Origin of the sequence: Vibrio sp. THAF190c (assembly GCF_009363355.1) — a bacterium.
Lineage (GTDB): Bacteria > Pseudomonadota > Gammaproteobacteria > Enterobacterales > Vibrionaceae > Vibrio > Vibrio fortis_A.
On sequence record NZ_CP045338.1, the window covers coordinates 1,642,464 to 1,659,030 of the forward strand.

Consider the following 16,567-nt stretch of genomic DNA (forward strand, 5'->3'; position numbering starts at 1 on the left):
CATATAGCGTCATGGATAATCTGCTCAACCTTGATTGTAGTCAGCCTCGTATAGAATGCTGATTAATTGCTCAATTAATGATGTGTCGTATTTCATCATCGATAATGAAACAATCTACTAACCTGTTGATTATGCTTGTTCATAGCAATGTACATGCCAACTTTATTTTGATTGTATTTCAATGGTTTATGTTATTTATTGCTATTTAATAAGGACAAAAAAACCGACTGGGACAATTTGTCTCAGTCGGTTCATTGAGTGTTTAGTCAAAATGTACCTATTGTTTGTGTGGTATATTTTGTCCCAGTTACAGAGTCATACTTTCAGATGAAGTACCGATTTTATGGGCAACTGTATATTTATACAGTTATTGTTGTTTGGGAGACTTTTCAACCTTCTCAGTGTCTGAATTGAGGGCATCTTTAGGCTCGTTTTCAGAAACATCGCCCGCTTCTTGTAGAGCTTCTTCTTGCTCTGTTTCAGCTACTTCTTGTTCTAAGGTATCACTGGTCGAAGTTGATTCATCTTGAGCTTTAGTCGTGACAGGCTCACTATCCTCGACGGTATCTTTTACCCAGTCTCTTAACGTATCAGCAACGCCCTCAGTAAGAGACTTGAGATTGCTGTAGTCATCATCATAGTCATCTAAGCCATCACGAACGTTGAACTCTTCTGATAAGAATAGCTTTCTCAGAGCAGCCTTTTTCACGCTCTCCGATGCCTCAGATACCAGCAGCTGAGCAACAGAAGGAGATTCATCTTCAGCGTTTTCTACCGAATCATCAAGAGTTTCACTAGAAACATCCGCGGTTGTTTGTTCTGAATGAACCGAAGGATCTAGGTCGTTAACGCTAGTGAATTCAGAAGGTTGAGCATCAGTAGCAACGTTAACTGATTCTTCTTTCTCAACGTCTGTGGCGTCTAACTTACGCTGTGACCAACGACTAAAGAAACTAGTTGCCATTAGCGCGCCCTGCTCCTTTACGTTTCTTACGACGTTTTTCTAACAGTTCGCCATGTCGACCAATGAAGGCCTCCATCCAAGCTTGAACAGGTAAAGGCATATCAAACGAAAGAACCTGATTATCTCCATCCATATACTGACCTGCGACAGTTTGAGAGGCTGTCAGCAGTTGGATAATAGGTACACCTGAGTCGACGTTATCCATTACCAAGAAAAGCTTGGGTTGTTGTGAACTAAGGTTGAATCGATAGTCTGTTCGTTCATCTTTATGCAGTTGCAGTAGACACACATCTTTTGAGTCACTGTTTGGGGATAGTTCAAACCCTACTAGCTCCCACTGTGTGGTCGTCCACATGCCCGTTTTGATCTCTTTCTCGATGCGATGAACGCCTATCGACCAAGATGTCTCGGTTTTCTCATATTGTTGTTCTAGTTCTTTAGTTTCCGACATATCTCATCCAGTTGTTATTTGAAGCCGTAATCAATAGGACATTTTGTTCTATTTACGACGTCACAAAATCTTTGGTTTACTACAACTAAGCAATAACCACGCCATACCGCTACCAAAATAGGCGAAGTCTCTGTTCAGGTTAGACCGATGTGACAGTTTTTGCGCTAAGTAAAGGTAATCATCCGAATAATTTGAGATAAAGAGCGCTTTGGAATAAGAATTGCTTTAAGCATTAAGACAAAGAAGCCGACACCCTCTGCGAGCTTCAAAATAGCGCCTAAACCGTCAACGTCAAAACGCGTGATGAGCGTATACACAACTAGGATATTAAAGTGGTTAAACCAAACATTATTAAAACCAGTGAAAACCCTCTACAAACCATTGAAGTGGAAGTGTTCGACGAGTATGGCGAAAAGCTAACAAAACAGATTGCTTGCGAACGTCCTCTAACCGTCATGCTTAACTGGAAAGAGATCGTGACTCTGATGACTTTGGGCTCACGTCCTGAATCATTAGTCTTAGGTTATTTAAAGAACCAAAGCTTCCTTTCTGACCCTGAAGCGATTGAATCAATCATCATTGATTGGGAAACCAGTTCAGCGGCGGTTGTAACGAAAGAAGATACAAGCCAGCTGGAGAGTGCGCTTAAAAAGAAAACCGTCACCTCAGGTTGTGGTCAAGGCACTATGTACGGCAACGTAATGAAGCAGCTTGAAAACTACCAAGTACCTCAAACTAAGCTTAAGCAATCAGAAATTTATACTGCGCTTGAAGCGTTAACTCACTATAACGACACCTATAAAAAAGCAGGAGCTGTCCATGGTTGTGCTGTATGTAAAGACGATCAAGTGCTCTCTTTCGTTGAAGATGTGGGCCGTCATAACGCGGTAGATACGCTGGCAGGTGAAATGTGGCTGAATCAAGAAGATGGTTCAGACAAAATCTTCTATACCACTGGCCGTTTGACGTCTGAAATGGTGATTAAGGTAGCTCAAATGGGCATTCCTGTACTGCTCTCTCGCTCAGGTGTGACTCAGATGGGCTTAGACTTAGCTCAGAAGTTTGGCATCACTACGATTGCTCGTGCTAAAGGTTTACGCTTCCAAGTCTTTACAGGTGCAGATAAGATTATCTTTGATGTTAAAGGTAACCAAGACGGTGAATAATGTATTTAAAATGCACCGTTGTTTCCTTATCTAACGAAGCCTAACTAAGTGTAATTCGATGCCCTCAATAGCCATGATCTCTACCAAGAAGTATGCAGTATCAATGTGTTGTTGAGGGCATTTACCATATTAGAGCTTGTTAATATGCCCTATTTAAGCTTGTTTGGGTAAAATTTTTACCAAACTGGTCCAATCCCTTGCGTTACTCTCCTAATAAGCTATTAGTTACATATCTATCTTTTATAAATACATCACTCAAATAAATAACAGATAGATATAAAACGTCATCGGCTAAAAGGAGTTGCCTATGGATAGGTCAACCGAAAAGCAGCGTTCTTCGCTGTCATTGTCTATACGAAGTAAATTTATTCTTATCAACATCACGCTATTTGTCTCCGTGTTTGTTTATGCCGTATATGAACAGATGAGCCTTGACCGGCTGGAGTCACTTGAACGTGCCGCCAATGAGAATCTGAGAAGCTCAGTCGACCTACTCATGCTCAGAAGGCACGAGAAAGACTTTCTAGCAAGGAAAGAACAGGAATACGCAGAGCGCTTTGATACTACCGCCGCAACACTGGATCAAAGATTATTAGATTTGAATCAGACGCTTATTTCCCACGAGTTAAACCTCTCTGATAACACCTCCAAAATCAGCCAAGCAATCGAGAGCTACGAATATCAATTTCGTCAGATTGTTCAACAAGTCAATGCGATTGAAAACCCTAACCCTTCTGTTGGCTTGATTGCAGTTTTAGACAAGAGACGAAATGAATTGAAACATGCGGTAGAGAAAGAGGCGAATCTCACACTGGAACTCGCCTTGCTTGAGTTAGTAGAGAAAGATTTCCACTATCTCGCCCACACCAATGACCAAACCAGTCTCGTATTTGATGGTGCATTAGATGTGTTTACTCCCTATGCTCAGAATACAAATACGACAAAACAGGCGTATTTGAACTACCGAGATGCCGTCGAAAAGCTGCTCGTGGCTAATACGCGCCTTGGGCTGACCGAGGAACTAGGGCTGAAAGGAGAACTTCGTCGAACCGTTCATCAAGCTGAACAAGCAATTAATGGCGTCCAGCTGGAAATTAACACGGCAATAAGCCAAGCCAGTTCTGATACCAAAAATACCCTGCATCTGTTCGGCTTTGCCATCGTTATTCTTTTATCGGCGTTATTGGCACTAATCGGTAAAAGTGTTTTAACTCGTATCAAAGCCATCAACCAAATGATGGAGTCTATTGCCAATGGTGATGGCGACTTAACGGTTCGTATGAACGCTAAGGGTACCGATGAACTGGCGCAACTCTCCCACTCCTTTGATGCGTTCATTAGTAAGTTACATGCAAACATCAAAGATCTTTCAGGAGTTATGACCGTGCTTACTGACAGTTCCTGTAGTTCAGAGCAAGCTGCGCAAAAAAGCATGAGTAACGCCGAGAAGCAAAAGCAACAATCTGAATCGGTAGCCACGGCAGTCAATGAACTTGTGATGACCAGTAACGAAGTGGCCGCTAATATTGAAAACGCTGCACTGAGTGCTGAGAAAATCAAAGGAAACGCTCATCATGCACTGCAAGAGACGCACGCAACTGATGACAGCATTCAAGTGCTGGTTACCAACATCGAAGAATCTCAGACCTTGATAGACCATCTGGAAGAGCAGAGTCGTGAGATCAACCAAGTGGTTACGACGATTCAAGGTATCGCAGAACAGACTAACTTACTCGCCCTCAATGCCGCGATTGAAGCAGCACGAGCGGGTGAGCATGGTAGAGGCTTTGCTGTGGTGGCGTCGGAAGTGAGAGAACTTTCACTCATGACCAACAACTCTACCCATCAAATTGAAACCACCATTCAAGGGTTAACCAGTGGGATTGAGAAAACCGTTGCTAAGATGTCAGAAAGTTTGGATCAAACGGAACATGTTAAACGCCAAACTAAGGGCGTAGTTAATGCGATTGAAGGTATTCATCTGCAGGTTGGTGAAATGTTTGACTTGAATAGCCAAATTGCGACCGCTTCGGAGGAGCAATCTGTTGTCTCTGCGGAGATTGACCGAAACATTACAGATATCGCCCATTTATCCGTCGATACGTATGAAGTGGTGTCAGGCTCTGTGCGCTGCAGTGAACAGGTGTCTAATGTGAGCGTTAAACTGGATAAGATCGTCGCCCAGTTTAAATATTAGTGTTGTTGTAACGAACAGTTCAGCACAAACAAAAGCGCCTTTATCGCAGTGATAAAGGCGCTTTTTAATAAGTCTAACATCGCTTAGGTAGCGTTAGAGGTTCAATTAACCGTCAATGCCACGCGCTTTTAGGAACTCAGCGTAAGTACCACGGAAGTCATGGATCTGACCATCTTTGATCTCTAGGATACGTGTCGCTAGTGAGTCTACGAATACACGGTCGTGAGAAACGAAGAACAGTGTGCCTTTGTAGTTCTCAAGAGCCAAGTTAAGCGCTTCGATAGATTCCATATCCATGTGGTTTGTTGGCTCATCCATTAGCAGGATGTTTGGTTTATGCATCATGATCTTACCAAGAAGCATACGACCTTGTTCACCACCAGAGATAACCTTAACTGACTTCTTAATGTCGTCTTGGCCAAATAGCATACGACCTAGGAAGCTACGTACGACTTGCTCATCTTCGCCTTCTTGACGCCATTGGCTCATCCAATCGAATAGGTTCATGTCTTCTTCAAAGTCATGAGCATGGTCTTGAGCGTAGTAACCGATGTTCGCGTTCTCAGACCACTTGTATTCACCTGTACGCGCTTCTAGTACACCAGCAAGTGTGTTTAGTAGGGTTGTTTTACCAACGCCGTTCTCACCGATGATTGCAACACGCTCGCCCACTTCGAAGATCGCGTCGAACTTGTTGTATAGGTCTTCTTCAAAACCTTGAGATAGGTTTTCAACCACAAGCGCGTTACGGAACAGCTCTTTAGACTGTTCGAAACGGATGAACGGGTTTTGACGGCTAGATGCTTTAACTTCTTCTAGCTGAATCTTATCGATCTGTTTAGCACGAGACGTTGCTTGCTTAGCTTTAGATGCGTTAGCAGAGAAGCGAGATACGAACGTTTGAAGTTCAGCGATTTGCGCTTTCTTCTTCGCGTTGTCAGACAGTAGACGCTCACGAGCTTGTGTCGCTGCAGTCATGTATTCATCGTAGTTACCTGGGTAAACGCGTAGCTCACCGTAATCAAGGTCAGCCATGTGAGTACATACAGAGTTTAGGAAGTGACGGTCGTGCGAAATGATGATCATTGTGCAGTTACGTTGGTTTAGTGTCTCTTCCAACCAGCGGATGGTGTCCATGTCCAAGTTGTTCGTTGGTTCGTCTAGCAGCATGATATGCGGGTCAGCGAACAGAACTTGTGCTAGAAGAACACGAAGTTTCCAACCGGGAGCAACTTCGCTCATTAGACCAAAGTGAAGTGACTCTTCGATACCTACCGCAAGAAGAAGCTCACCCGCTTTCGCTTCCGCCATGTAACCATCCATCTCTGCGAACTGAACTTCTAGGTCAGCCACTTTCATGCCGTCTTCTTCGCTCATTTCTGGTAGCGAGTAAATGCGGTCACGTTCTTGCTTCACAGCCCATAGCTCTTTATGGCCCATGATAACCGTGTCGATTACAGAGAACTCTTCGTACGCGAACTGGTCTTGGTTTAGCTTAGCAACGCGCTCGTTTGGATCGTAGCTTACGTTACCTGCGCTTGGCTCTAGTTCACCTGAAAGGATTTTCATGAACGTCGACTTACCACAGCCATTCGCGCCGATTAGACCGTAACGGTTACCTTCGCCGAACTTCACTGAAATATTTTCGAAAAGTGGCTTTGCGCCGAATTGTTGGGTGATATTTGCTGTGGAAATCAATGCCTTTACCTTTTTAATGTGAAAAACGCCGCAACGTTACTCGTTCAGACGGTTAACTGCAAGCGTTGTTTGCCTTATTCCGCATATTAGCCACGTGAAATAGAGAAAATCATATCTAACCTTTCGCTGAGGCTAATGGCTTATTAAAAAGTAGAAGGGATTTTCGAAAACCCCAGCTTTGGTGACGTTTATTTCACCGAAAAGGCATAGATATCAACAGTAACAACAATTAAAGAGGATCAATGGCGGTAAACGAACTACACTAATTCAATCTAATCAGGAAGTTAAAGTGAAGTTTATGCGCCAATTATCACTGATATGCGTTCGGCATATTTGGTTACTCTGGGTAGCAATGGTTTCATTTAGTAGTGCTGCACAATGGCAATACGAACAGGAAGTCACCCCCAGTGTTAGTGAAACCGCTGTGAGCATCAATAATGAGGTTCAAACCCTACCCGAGCCGCTATTTATGTCGGCTCAAGAGCAACGCAAAGCGTCTCAGTTATTAAGAGTCGTACTTATCGAACAACAAAAACAGAGCGACCAGTTCGCACTGCATCTTTCCCAGTTTATCGATAATCTTAAATCCGATGGAGACCCCGATGTTAAATCGCAAGCGAGCGACGACATTTGGTTCAAGGTTCAGTCTGACTACCTAACCCTAAGCAGTATCAATAACAGTAAGCAAAAGTTACTAGAACTTGCTGATAGTGCCACTCGTGACAAGCTCATTGGATTTGGACCGCAAGGGGTTAGGCAGTTGAAGCAAGAGTGGCAGTTGACGCTGCTCAATGCCGAATACCTGTTTTACTTTCAGTTACGCAGCTTTCGCGCGTTGATAGAAGATATCTTTGTTTCACCTGTGCCTGTGGTATGGGCCGGTATCAAGATCTTTTTCATTTATAGCGTGCTCATGTGGTGGCTTGCAAATAGCGCCAGAATAATAGAACTGTATAAAAACACAGTTTTAGAAAAAACCAATACTCCACCGCTATGGGTTCGTATCATTTGGTATTTTAGTCGCGCTCACAAAGCCATCGCTTGGTTGATAGCGATAACCTTATCCTTGCAAGTATTGTCGACCATTCCAAGTCTTCAGCATGTCGTCTTTCTCGAAATATTTACCTGGTGGATTCTCGGCGGTTCTATCGCGATTAGCTTCATTTTGGAGTTCGCTTACCGAAATAGCCGCTCTTCTAGTCAAGAGATTGTTGAACTGCGACTGTCGACCATTCGTCGTTATGTATGGAGCGGGATTATTGCTGGTGTGATCTTGCAAATTTCAACCATGACACTTGGTAAAGGCACCATCTACAACTGGATATACAGCGTGCTCTTCTTCTGGTTTGTTCTTATTACCATTTCAGTATTGAGGCTGTGGCGCGACACTGTGTTTGAAATGGTGGAGAACATTGCTGATCGTCCTTGGTGGGTCAATTGGGCAATCAGCAAGAAACGGATCTGGGTCATCAGTATCATTGCAACCGCGATGGCAGCAGCATGGGTCATAGTACATATTGCTAAGCATCGATTAATCTCAAAGCTTTCGCACTTTACCTTTTTCAGCCAAGCCCTCGCCTATTTGTTTCGAATTGAGGTTGCTAAGCAAAAAAACAACACTGCAGATGGCCACGCATTAGTTCGTGTTAAAGGCGCTGCTGCCTTTGATTATGTGTTGCCAGGGAATCATGACAGTGAATTAATCGACTATGCTGATGCCGAAATCAAACAACTCTCTAAATATCTACTGACCGACTCTCCTGCTTTATGTGTTGTCTCAGGAGAGCGTGGCGTGGGCACTACGACCTTTTTAAAACAGATGCTGCATAAAGTAAAAAATGCAGAGCCGGTTTACCTCAATTGCCCTCACTCTGGCTATCAAGAGCTGCTGGCTCATTTTGCTGTGAGTATTGGGCTTGATGAAGACGCCACGGAAATACAGATACTGAGTCAGCTTCGAGGCAGCCAAACTACCTACTTAATTGCTGTCGATAATGGACAAAGATTAGTGAAGCCTATGGTTGGTGGTTTATCAGCGCTTATCCGTTTAACTAATCTCATTCGACGTTCCAAGAAAAATCACCGTGCAATCATCTCAATTGAGAAAGCAAGTTGGCGATTTGTCGATCGAGCCCGAGGAGAACGACTACTGTTTGATTGGGTCGCGTTTCTGCCTAAATGGAATGAAATGCAAATAGCGTCACTGCTCAACACGCGCATCAACCAATCAGACGAATACACAGTGAGCTTTGATGGATTGGTGGTACCGAAACAGTGGGACCAGCAAGATATCAGTGAAGAGGAACGGGCTAAGCAAGGTTTCTATCGAATCCTATGGCACTACTCTGATGGAAACCCGACCGTTGCATTAAGGTTCTTCCGTTTCTCGTTAAATCGAAATAAAGAGACCGAACAAGTGTTGGTGAGGCTGTTCCATGCTCCCGAATCGGAAGAGCTTGAGAAGATGCCAAAACCCATGTTGGCGGTATTACGCTCTATTGTTCAATTGGAGATTGCGACACCAGAAGAACTCTCTGAATGTACACAGCTTACTATCTCCGAAGTGACTGGGACGCTGCGCTACTTCCAAAGCCGAGGCTATATCGAATGGACAGAAGACAAAGCCAAAATCTCAGATCATTGGTTCAGACACATTACCAATGTGTTAGACAGACAGCATTTATTGGTGAAGTAATATGATTAGAATCTCTAAAATACTCGGCATCGCCTTACTAACACTGTTGCTGCCATCTCAACTGGCAATTGCCGCGGAAGAAGTGGTTAACGTTGAGAGCATCCAACAGTTTGCTAGCCTGATTCGTTGGAGTGGCGTCTTCTTCTCAATCCTAGTTATTGCTGCAACATGGTTACTGATCAAGTTTATGAACTCGATGGTTGAGAGCATTGGTGGGCAGTTTGTACAGTACCGAATGGTGCTACAAAAGGTCCAGTCTTTCCTCCAGTTCTTCATCTATATGACAGCTGGTCTAGTCGTCTTTATGATGAGCTTTCGAATTAACGATCATATCTTGGCGCTGATTGGCGGTACGCTCGCTGTATCCGTAGGTTTCGCATTGAAAGACCTTGCGGCGTCGTTCATAGCGGGTTTAACCGTGATGATAGACAGGCCGTTTCAAGTGGGCGACCGTGTTACGTTTGAGGGGAATTACGGCGACATCATTACCATCGGGTTACGTTCAGTGCGTATGAGAACCCTCAACGACGATATCATCACCATACCTAACAATAAGTTTCTAAATGAAGTAACGACCAGCGGGAACTATGGCGCTCTCGATATGCAGGTCGTGATTCCTTTCTATGTAGGAATGGATGAAGACATCACCCTAGCCCGCGATTTAATTCAAGAGGCTGCATCGTCAAGTCGTTACATTCACCTGCCAAAGCCTGTCACAGTGCTCGTTAAACAAACCATCACTGACAACTACTTAGCCATTCAATTGACCTGTAAGGCTTATGTTGTTGATACAGCTTATGAGAAGTTGTTTGAAACCGACATTACCTTAAGAGTGATGAAAGAGTTCAAAAAGCACGGCATCAAGCCGCCGAAGATAGCTTTGGCTTCAAGCTAGCAAACTTGTCGGTTTAAAAACAAAAAGCCCTCGTTTCATTTGAAGCGAGGGCTTTTCTTTAGAGCGGTTTTAACAATTACACTTTGAAGTATTTCAGCTGCTCAGTGAGGTGCTCTGCAGTGTTCGCCATCTGTTGGCTATCTTCAGCGAGTGATTGAGATGCCTGAAGTACTTCGTTTGCTGCTAAATGAATGCTAGATACGTTCTGGTTCATTTCTGTCGCCACTGAACTTTGTTGTTCTGAAGCTGCAGCAATTTGTGCCACCATATCGTTAGCATTTTGCAGCTCTGCGACGATTTCATCCAATTGAGCTCGAGTATCGTCAGACGCTTTCACACTATGATCAACCTCTTCATTGCTTTGCTTCATCGCGACGAAGGTTTGCTCTGCCTGTTGAGTAAGCTTCTCAATGGTGTGTTGTACTTCATTGGTCGAGTTCTGTGTGCGGCTTGCAAGGTTACGTACTTCGTCGGCAACCACAGCAAAGCCACGACCTTGCTCACCCGCTCGCGCAGCTTCAATCGCTGCGTTCAGAGCCAACAAGTTAGTTTGCTCAGAAACATCACGAATAACCCCCACTACTTGACTGATTTCAGTTACGCCCGCTTGTAGGTCTTGCACCAAGCTGTTCGCATTCGAAATATTATCAGACACGTGAGAGATACTTGTCGCTGTTACCTTCATGTTTTCGTCGTTACGATACGCATGATCAACCACTTTATTTGTACTCACTGCCGTGTTTTCAGCATTAACGGCCACATCAGAAATGGTGGCACTCATCTCGGTCATTGCTGTTGATAGCAGCTCAAGTTGCGCATGTTGAGAGTTAACACTAGTCGCAGCCTCTTCACTGGCTTGAGCAATATGACTCGCCATTGAGCTAGATTGTCCTGCTGATTCATTGGCAGTTTTAAGCGTGCTTTGTAGTTTCTCTAACATCTTATCGATCTGCGTAGACATCTCACCCAGCTCATCTTTGCGTGTCATGTTCATGCGCACACGCAAATCACCATCAGCGATCGCATGAGTGTTGTTAATCAACTTGGCTAATGGAATCAGAATGTTGTTAGAAATGGCGTAACCCATCGCAAATAGCATCCCTGATAGGACGAGCGCTACCAAAGCCTCTTTTATCGCTAACGCCCAGAATGCTTCTTGAATATCTGCAACTAAGATCCCTGAACCTACGATCCAGTTCCACTCAGGAAATAGTTCAACATAAGAGATCTTATCTTTGAGTTCCCCTTGAGGACTCTTCCATTGGTAATCAAGAAAGCCTTTAGCTTGCGGAGAACGTGAGATAGAGACCATTTCACGCCAGTGGAACTTACCCGCGCCGTCTTTGAAGTTATGAGTATTCTCACCATTCAGTTCAGGCTTTAACGGGTGCATCACGACTTGTGATTGCTGGTTAAGAATCCAAAAGTAGTTGTTACCGTCGTAACGTAGGTTTTGAATCGCAGCTAATGCTTGTTGTTGTGCTTGTTGCTCACCCAACACGGCACGTTGACCATAATAATGCTTAGCTAGCGATACGGCGGACTCGACTTGCGCACTGAGTTTACTCTCACGCTCGGCCATTGAAGTGGCACGCTGCTGAAGCAAATTGTACGTACATGCCATAATCAGCGAGACCACTGAAAATATGACAATTGAGGCGAGTTTAGATTTGATAGAAAGATTGCTTAATTTCATAGCTGACTGACTTTATTTTTTGTTATTAGTTGGGAGCAACTTAACAAAACTGTCTCTAGCCGCGATGATGTAAGTCATGAAGAGTGAATATTCATATGGTTACACATGCAAAAGGTGACACTTGTCACCTATAGCTGGTTGAATTCTATAAAAATATCAATAATTGATAAGCCTTATTGAGTTAGCCTTTTAATTCCGAAAGTTGTGTAATGCTTTCACATTGAACACTGTCAGTGCTTTGTTCTGGTTTCTGTACAAACCAAATGGCATTGATTCCAGATTTAAGAGCAGGAGTGATATCTTTCTCAAGTGTATCGCCAACCATAGTGATGCTAGAAGCGGGCACGTTGAGACGAGAAATAATTGTGGGGAAAAAATCTGGGCTGGCTTTATCAACGCCAAGGTTAGCTTTACAGAAGTAACCAGAAATGAACTTATCTAACCCTACTCTGCTAAATGCTTGTTGGATTTCTTGTTCGGAAGAGTCTGCTGCATTGGTCGCAATGTAGACACGGTAATGTTTAGAAAGGTATTCGAGGGTTTCCAATGCACCATCAATCGGTTCAACGATTGGCCAGTCACACATTTTTCCAGATTGATCGGGGAAATTGACCATCAAGGTGTCTCCCCAATCAAAGAGATAGGTTTTTGTCATTCTGCCTCCATGCATGACGTTATATCTATTTGTTACTTTTAGTTCATCGAGTGCAACCCAATCACATTACCCTCAGTATCCATGACTAAGCTAATAAAACCAAATTCTCCAATCGCCATTTTGCTCATGTGAAGTGTTCCGCCGTTCACTAAGGCGCGTTTTTCTTCGATGGCACAGTCTTCACAGGAGAAATAGACGATGGTGCTGTTTCCACCAGCGGCCATATCGTCCATCTTCACCAAAGCGCCAGTCGCCCCATAACTGCCCATATCATCAGAGAACACCCACATATCAAGAGGAATACCTCCAGGGCTATCAAGCTTCGACAGGGTTACTTGAAACACTTCTTGATAAAACTGCTTTGCTCGATCCATGTCATTCACATAAATCTCGAACCATCCCACTGGATTACCTAACATAAGCCTATCCTCATTTGCCAAACACAAATTGAGCATAGTTCACTGCAAACCATACATCGTAGCTAATATCAGTTTCATTGGTAACGATACAATGAATGTTAGCTTGTTTTTAGTTAACGTTAGAAACCAGTAATTGTGGTGCTGCTTTCTTAGGTAAATAGACGCTGAAACGACTGCCTTTGCCTAATTCAGATTTAACACGAATTTCACCGCCGGTTTGAGACAGAATACTCTGCGAGACTGATAAGCCTAAGCCAGTACCATCGCGCTTGGTGGTATAAAACGGCGAGAAGATACGTTTCAACTGCTCTTCTTTAATGCCGCACCCTTCGTCTTCAACATGAATTACAGCACCCTGAACCACCCCGTCTTCAATCCAGTCTTCACTAGAGATGGTCAGGTTCCCTTCTCCATCCATCGCGTGGATTGCGTTCATTTGAAGATTAACCAAGATTTGTAGAAGCTGGTTTCGGTTTACTTCAACAGAGGTTTTGGCATCAAGAGATGAGTGATACACGATACCTTTCTTCTTAGCCCCGGTTTTTACCAGAGTAATACTCTCATCAACAATCGGGTTGATGTGCTGCCAAGTAACTTCGTCTTGTACTCCGCCATGACGGCTGTATTGCAGAAGGCTACGCGTGATGTTTCGAATTCGGTCGATCTGCTCCATGATCGCTTGGATCTCTTCATTGACGCGATCGGTATCATCGCCCAACTCAAACTTCATGAGCTCGACGTTTCCAAGAATCACAGCCGTTGGGTTGTTAATCTCGTGAGCGATACCAGCCGTAAGCTCACCAAGCGCAGCAAGCTTTTCATTGACCACCAATTTGTCTCGAGCTTGGTTAAGCAAGGTAATGTGGTGTTCAAGCTGCTCCGTTTTCTCTTTTAAGCTAGCGGTACGAGAATGAACCTTACACTCTAGCTCTAGCGCGGCTTGTTGGATCTCTTGATTGCGCTCGTGCAGAAGATCCAGCATCTTGTCGAACTGCTTGGCAAGCTGAGTCAGCTCGTGCTGATCATCCAGTCCCAAGGTACCGATTCGTTTGTCTTGTCCCATCTGAACTAATTTCACCACTTTGTGAATGCGCTCAATCGGGTTAAATAGATCCCGCGCACCACGATGAACAATAAAGCCGGATAGCAATAACAATGCGACGATGGTTATGCTTATCTCACCAAGATTAGTCAGGTAGGTTTCAATCAGCGGCCAAATCAGATAACCGGTATAAAGCATACCAATCACCTGTTCATGTTGATCGCGAATTGGTTGATAGGCGGTGATGTACCACGCATCGTAAACATACGCGCGATCAAGCCACTCTTCTCCTCGGTTTAACACTTTGGAGTGCACTTCATGAGAAACTCGAGTACCTATCGCTCGTCCTTCACTTGCATCACTATTGAGCGGTACATTGGTGCTGACACGCAGATCATCCAAAAAGACGGTCACAGTACCAACCCGGCGAGAGAATCCTTCACGCCTTGGATAGATAAGGTTACTGATCTGATCAACAAGCTGAGTACTGTTATTGAGAAGAATACCGCCATCTAGGAAGCCAACAACACGATTGTCCCCATCATAGATAGCGATAACAGTGCGACTGACTAAGCCACGAGTTTCAATCTCTGTGCCAGTAAGCAGCGGTACTTCTGCTCTTTTGGCTAAGGTTCGATCTAATTCGTCAAGCTGACTGCGTGTTAGTACGCTAAAAAAGGATTGCTTACGAGTGAGTTCAAGAAGTTCACTGGTGTTTTGGACAGATTGAGCGCTGTGCCAGCGTAAGAAGTCGAGCTCGTAACGAGCTTTATTGTCCGAGACCCATTGGATAAGTTGTTCTTCAGCGATATCACTCTGTAGTTTGTTTCTAAAACGGTAAGATTCCGAGAATGCTCTTACGTTGTAAGCCTGCTGGTTTTGAATAAGGTGGATACTGTTGTCAGCAACATCTAAGCGCTCATCCACATCAATCAATGCGCCTTGCCAGGTGTAATGCACTGACCAGTAAAGCGTTATAGCGATTAGAGCACAGAGAGTAAGAATGATTGGCGCAGAGGTTAAAAACAGAAGACGATAGCGAACCATCGTCTTGAATCGAAAACTCCATTTCGCCCACCAGTGGCGACTAGTCGGCATATTCTGATCCTTCTGCATTCCAATCTTTATATTTACGCTCTAGGGTTTTACGCGCAACACCTAAGTCACGGGCTGCTGCCGACTTGTTCCCATCGTGATAAGAGACGACTTGTTCAATATGTGCCTTCTCCACTTCTTTAAGTGTCCAGCTGTTAGGATAGCCTTCTGCCGCGTCATTCGGGTCCATCCCTGGAAGCTCTGAACCATGTGACACCGTCACAGATACTCGAGTTGGTACATTGCTCTCACCATTTAACTCACGCCAATAGTGTGCAGGTGGTTTACCAAGCAGAATGCAACGCTCCATCAAGTTTTTGAGTTCGCGGATATTGCCTGGCCACTGATATTCGTTCATCGCGAGAATATCTTCATGTGCCCAAGTTGGTTCTGGCATACCCAATTCGTGGGCTAGCATGCGTGTGAAGTAAGGGACAAGGTCCATCAGGTCTGACACACGTTCACGAAGAGGTGAGACATCGATCTTCAAGACATTTAAACGATAGAAAAGGTCACGTCTGAAATTGCCCTTATCTACCTCTTCTTGCAGGTTTCGGTTAGTAGCAGCGACTACGCGCACATCAACCGTGATCTCTTTTTCACTGCCCACAGGACGAATTGTTCGTTGTTCCAAAACGCGAAGCAGCGCGGCTTGCATTGGCAGTGGCATTTCACCTATTTCATCAAGAAACAGTGTGCCGCCACTGGCTACGCGAAAAAGACCTTCACGATTCTTTTTCGCGCCGGTAAACGCGCCAGACGTGTGACCAAACAGTTCACTTTCCAGTAGTTCAGGGGCAATTGCCCCACAGTTAATTGGTACAAAAGGCCCCGTTCTCTTACTCGCTTCGTGAACACCGCGAGCGACTAACTCTTTACCGGTGCCCGATTCACCTTCAACCAAAACCGATGCTCGTGATGGTGCGAATTGAGTAATCAGCTGTTTAAGAAGTCGAGTCTTGTCTGAATTACCGATGATTTCGGTTTTAATATGGCGGCTAACGTCACGCTTTAGTGCATATTGCATACGCTGTGCAAGTCGCTTGTCCATACAACGAAGCACTGCTTGAATCATCTGTTCGAGGTTGAACGGCTTTAAAATAAAGTCGGAAGCACCAAGTTTAAGAGCGGAAATCGTCATCTCTAAGTCGGCGTAGCCAGTCATAAAGATAACGTCTGAGCGTTTTTCGTTATCGTTAAAGGCTTCTTCCCACTCAATACCAGAGCGACCGGGTAGATTGATATCTAAAACGATCAAATCAAAGTGTTCAGCGCTACGGATTGTCTCCGCCTCTTCCACTGAACCTGCGCACATCACCTTACCAAACAGTTTACCCAGAGCCTTTTTCAAAATCGCCTGCATTCCTATCTCATCATCGACCACCAAAACAGAGAAAGCTTGGTATTGAGTTAAGGAGTTCAGAGTCTTGTTTGTGACATTTGGGCTGGTAAGAGACATAAAAACACACCGGTGAGGAAATTTGGGACAGAGTGTACCAACTCGTCTCAAGTACAACAGGTTCAATATGCGACATTTTGTCCTAGCTCATATTTTCTTTAAATTTAATTTCATAAATGGTGCTATTTTGCCCGA

General features: G+C 44.3%; 11 protein-coding genes and 1 pseudogene. 4 read left to right on the forward strand and 8 right to left on the reverse strand.

Going from position 1 to position 16,567, the window contains the following annotated elements; all coding sequences use genetic code 11:
* Positions 1-307: 307 nt before the first annotated feature.
* Positions 308-964, reverse strand: a pseudogene (locus tag FIV04_RS07320) (DUF3306 domain-containing protein).
* The gene (locus FIV04_RS07325; RefSeq protein ID WP_150872438.1) at positions 954-1,415 is read right to left on the reverse strand and encodes a DUF3305 domain-containing protein; all 462 of its coding nucleotides are present in this window, start codon (positions 1,413-1,415) and stop codon (positions 954-956) included. The pseudogene FIV04_RS07320 and the gene FIV04_RS07325 overlap by 11 nt, the downstream one beginning before the upstream one ends.
* Before the next feature lie 332 nt (positions 1,416-1,747).
* Between FIV04_RS07325 and fdhD the strand changes: the two genes are divergently transcribed.
* Together fdhD and FIV04_RS07335 are read left to right on the forward strand one after the other, a co-directional pair.
* A complete protein-coding gene (fdhD, locus tag FIV04_RS07330) occupies positions 1,748-2,581 on the forward strand; it encodes a formate dehydrogenase accessory sulfurtransferase FdhD (protein WP_032549708.1) in 834 nt (277 codons plus the stop codon).
* 307 nt (positions 2,582-2,888) lie between these two features.
* Positions 2,889-4,778: a methyl-accepting chemotaxis protein gene (locus FIV04_RS07335; RefSeq protein ID WP_152468700.1), complete on the forward strand. Its 1,890-nt coding sequence runs from the start codon at positions 2,889-2,891 to the stop codon at positions 4,776-4,778.
* 105 nt (positions 4,779-4,883) lie between these two features.
* Here the strand turns inward: FIV04_RS07335 and FIV04_RS07340 are convergent, their stop codons facing one another.
* On the reverse strand, positions 4,884-6,476 hold the full coding sequence (locus FIV04_RS07340) for an ABC-F family ATPase (protein WP_032549035.1): 1,593 nt from the start codon (positions 6,474-6,476) through the stop codon (positions 4,884-4,886).
* A 298-nt stretch (positions 6,477-6,774) separates the two neighbouring features.
* Here FIV04_RS07340 and FIV04_RS07345 point away from each other — a divergent pair, with 298 nt between their 5' ends.
* Positions 6,775-9,171 (forward strand): ATP-binding protein, encoded by a 2,397-nt coding sequence (locus FIV04_RS07345; protein WP_152468701.1) that lies wholly within the window; start codon positions 6,775-6,777, stop codon positions 9,169-9,171.
* Between the two features lie 10 nt (positions 9,172-9,181).
* A complete protein-coding gene (locus FIV04_RS07350) occupies positions 9,182-10,066 on the forward strand; it encodes a mechanosensitive ion channel family protein (RefSeq protein WP_172974267.1) in 885 nt (294 codons plus the stop codon).
* 76 nt (positions 10,067-10,142) lie between these two features.
* Here FIV04_RS07350 and FIV04_RS07355 read toward each other — a convergent pair whose 3' ends face one another.
* The 5 genes from FIV04_RS07355 to FIV04_RS07375 form a co-directional block, all read right to left on the reverse strand.
* Positions 10,143-11,762, reverse strand: coding sequence for a methyl-accepting chemotaxis protein (locus tag FIV04_RS07355; protein ID WP_152468703.1), 1,620 nt, complete (start codon positions 11,760-11,762; stop codon positions 10,143-10,145).
* Positions 11,763-11,943: 181 nt separating this feature from the next.
* Positions 11,944-12,417, reverse strand: a complete 474-nt coding sequence (locus tag FIV04_RS07360) for an HAD family hydrolase (protein ID WP_152468704.1) — start codon at positions 12,415-12,417, stop codon at positions 11,944-11,946.
* Positions 12,418-12,455: 38 nt separating this feature from the next.
* Entirely contained in the window at positions 12,456-12,836 is a 381-nt protein-coding gene (locus FIV04_RS07365) for a VOC family protein (protein WP_152468705.1), read from the reverse strand.
* 109 nt (positions 12,837-12,945) lie between these two features.
* Entirely contained in the window at positions 12,946-14,976 is a 2,031-nt protein-coding gene (locus tag FIV04_RS07370; protein ID WP_152468706.1) for a HAMP domain-containing sensor histidine kinase, read from the reverse strand.
* A complete protein-coding gene (locus FIV04_RS07375) occupies positions 14,966-16,432 on the reverse strand; it encodes a sigma-54 dependent transcriptional regulator (RefSeq protein WP_152468707.1) in 1,467 nt (488 codons plus the stop codon). The genes FIV04_RS07370 and FIV04_RS07375 overlap by 11 nt, the downstream gene beginning before the upstream one ends.
* Between the last annotated feature and the right edge of the window lie 135 nt (positions 16,433-16,567).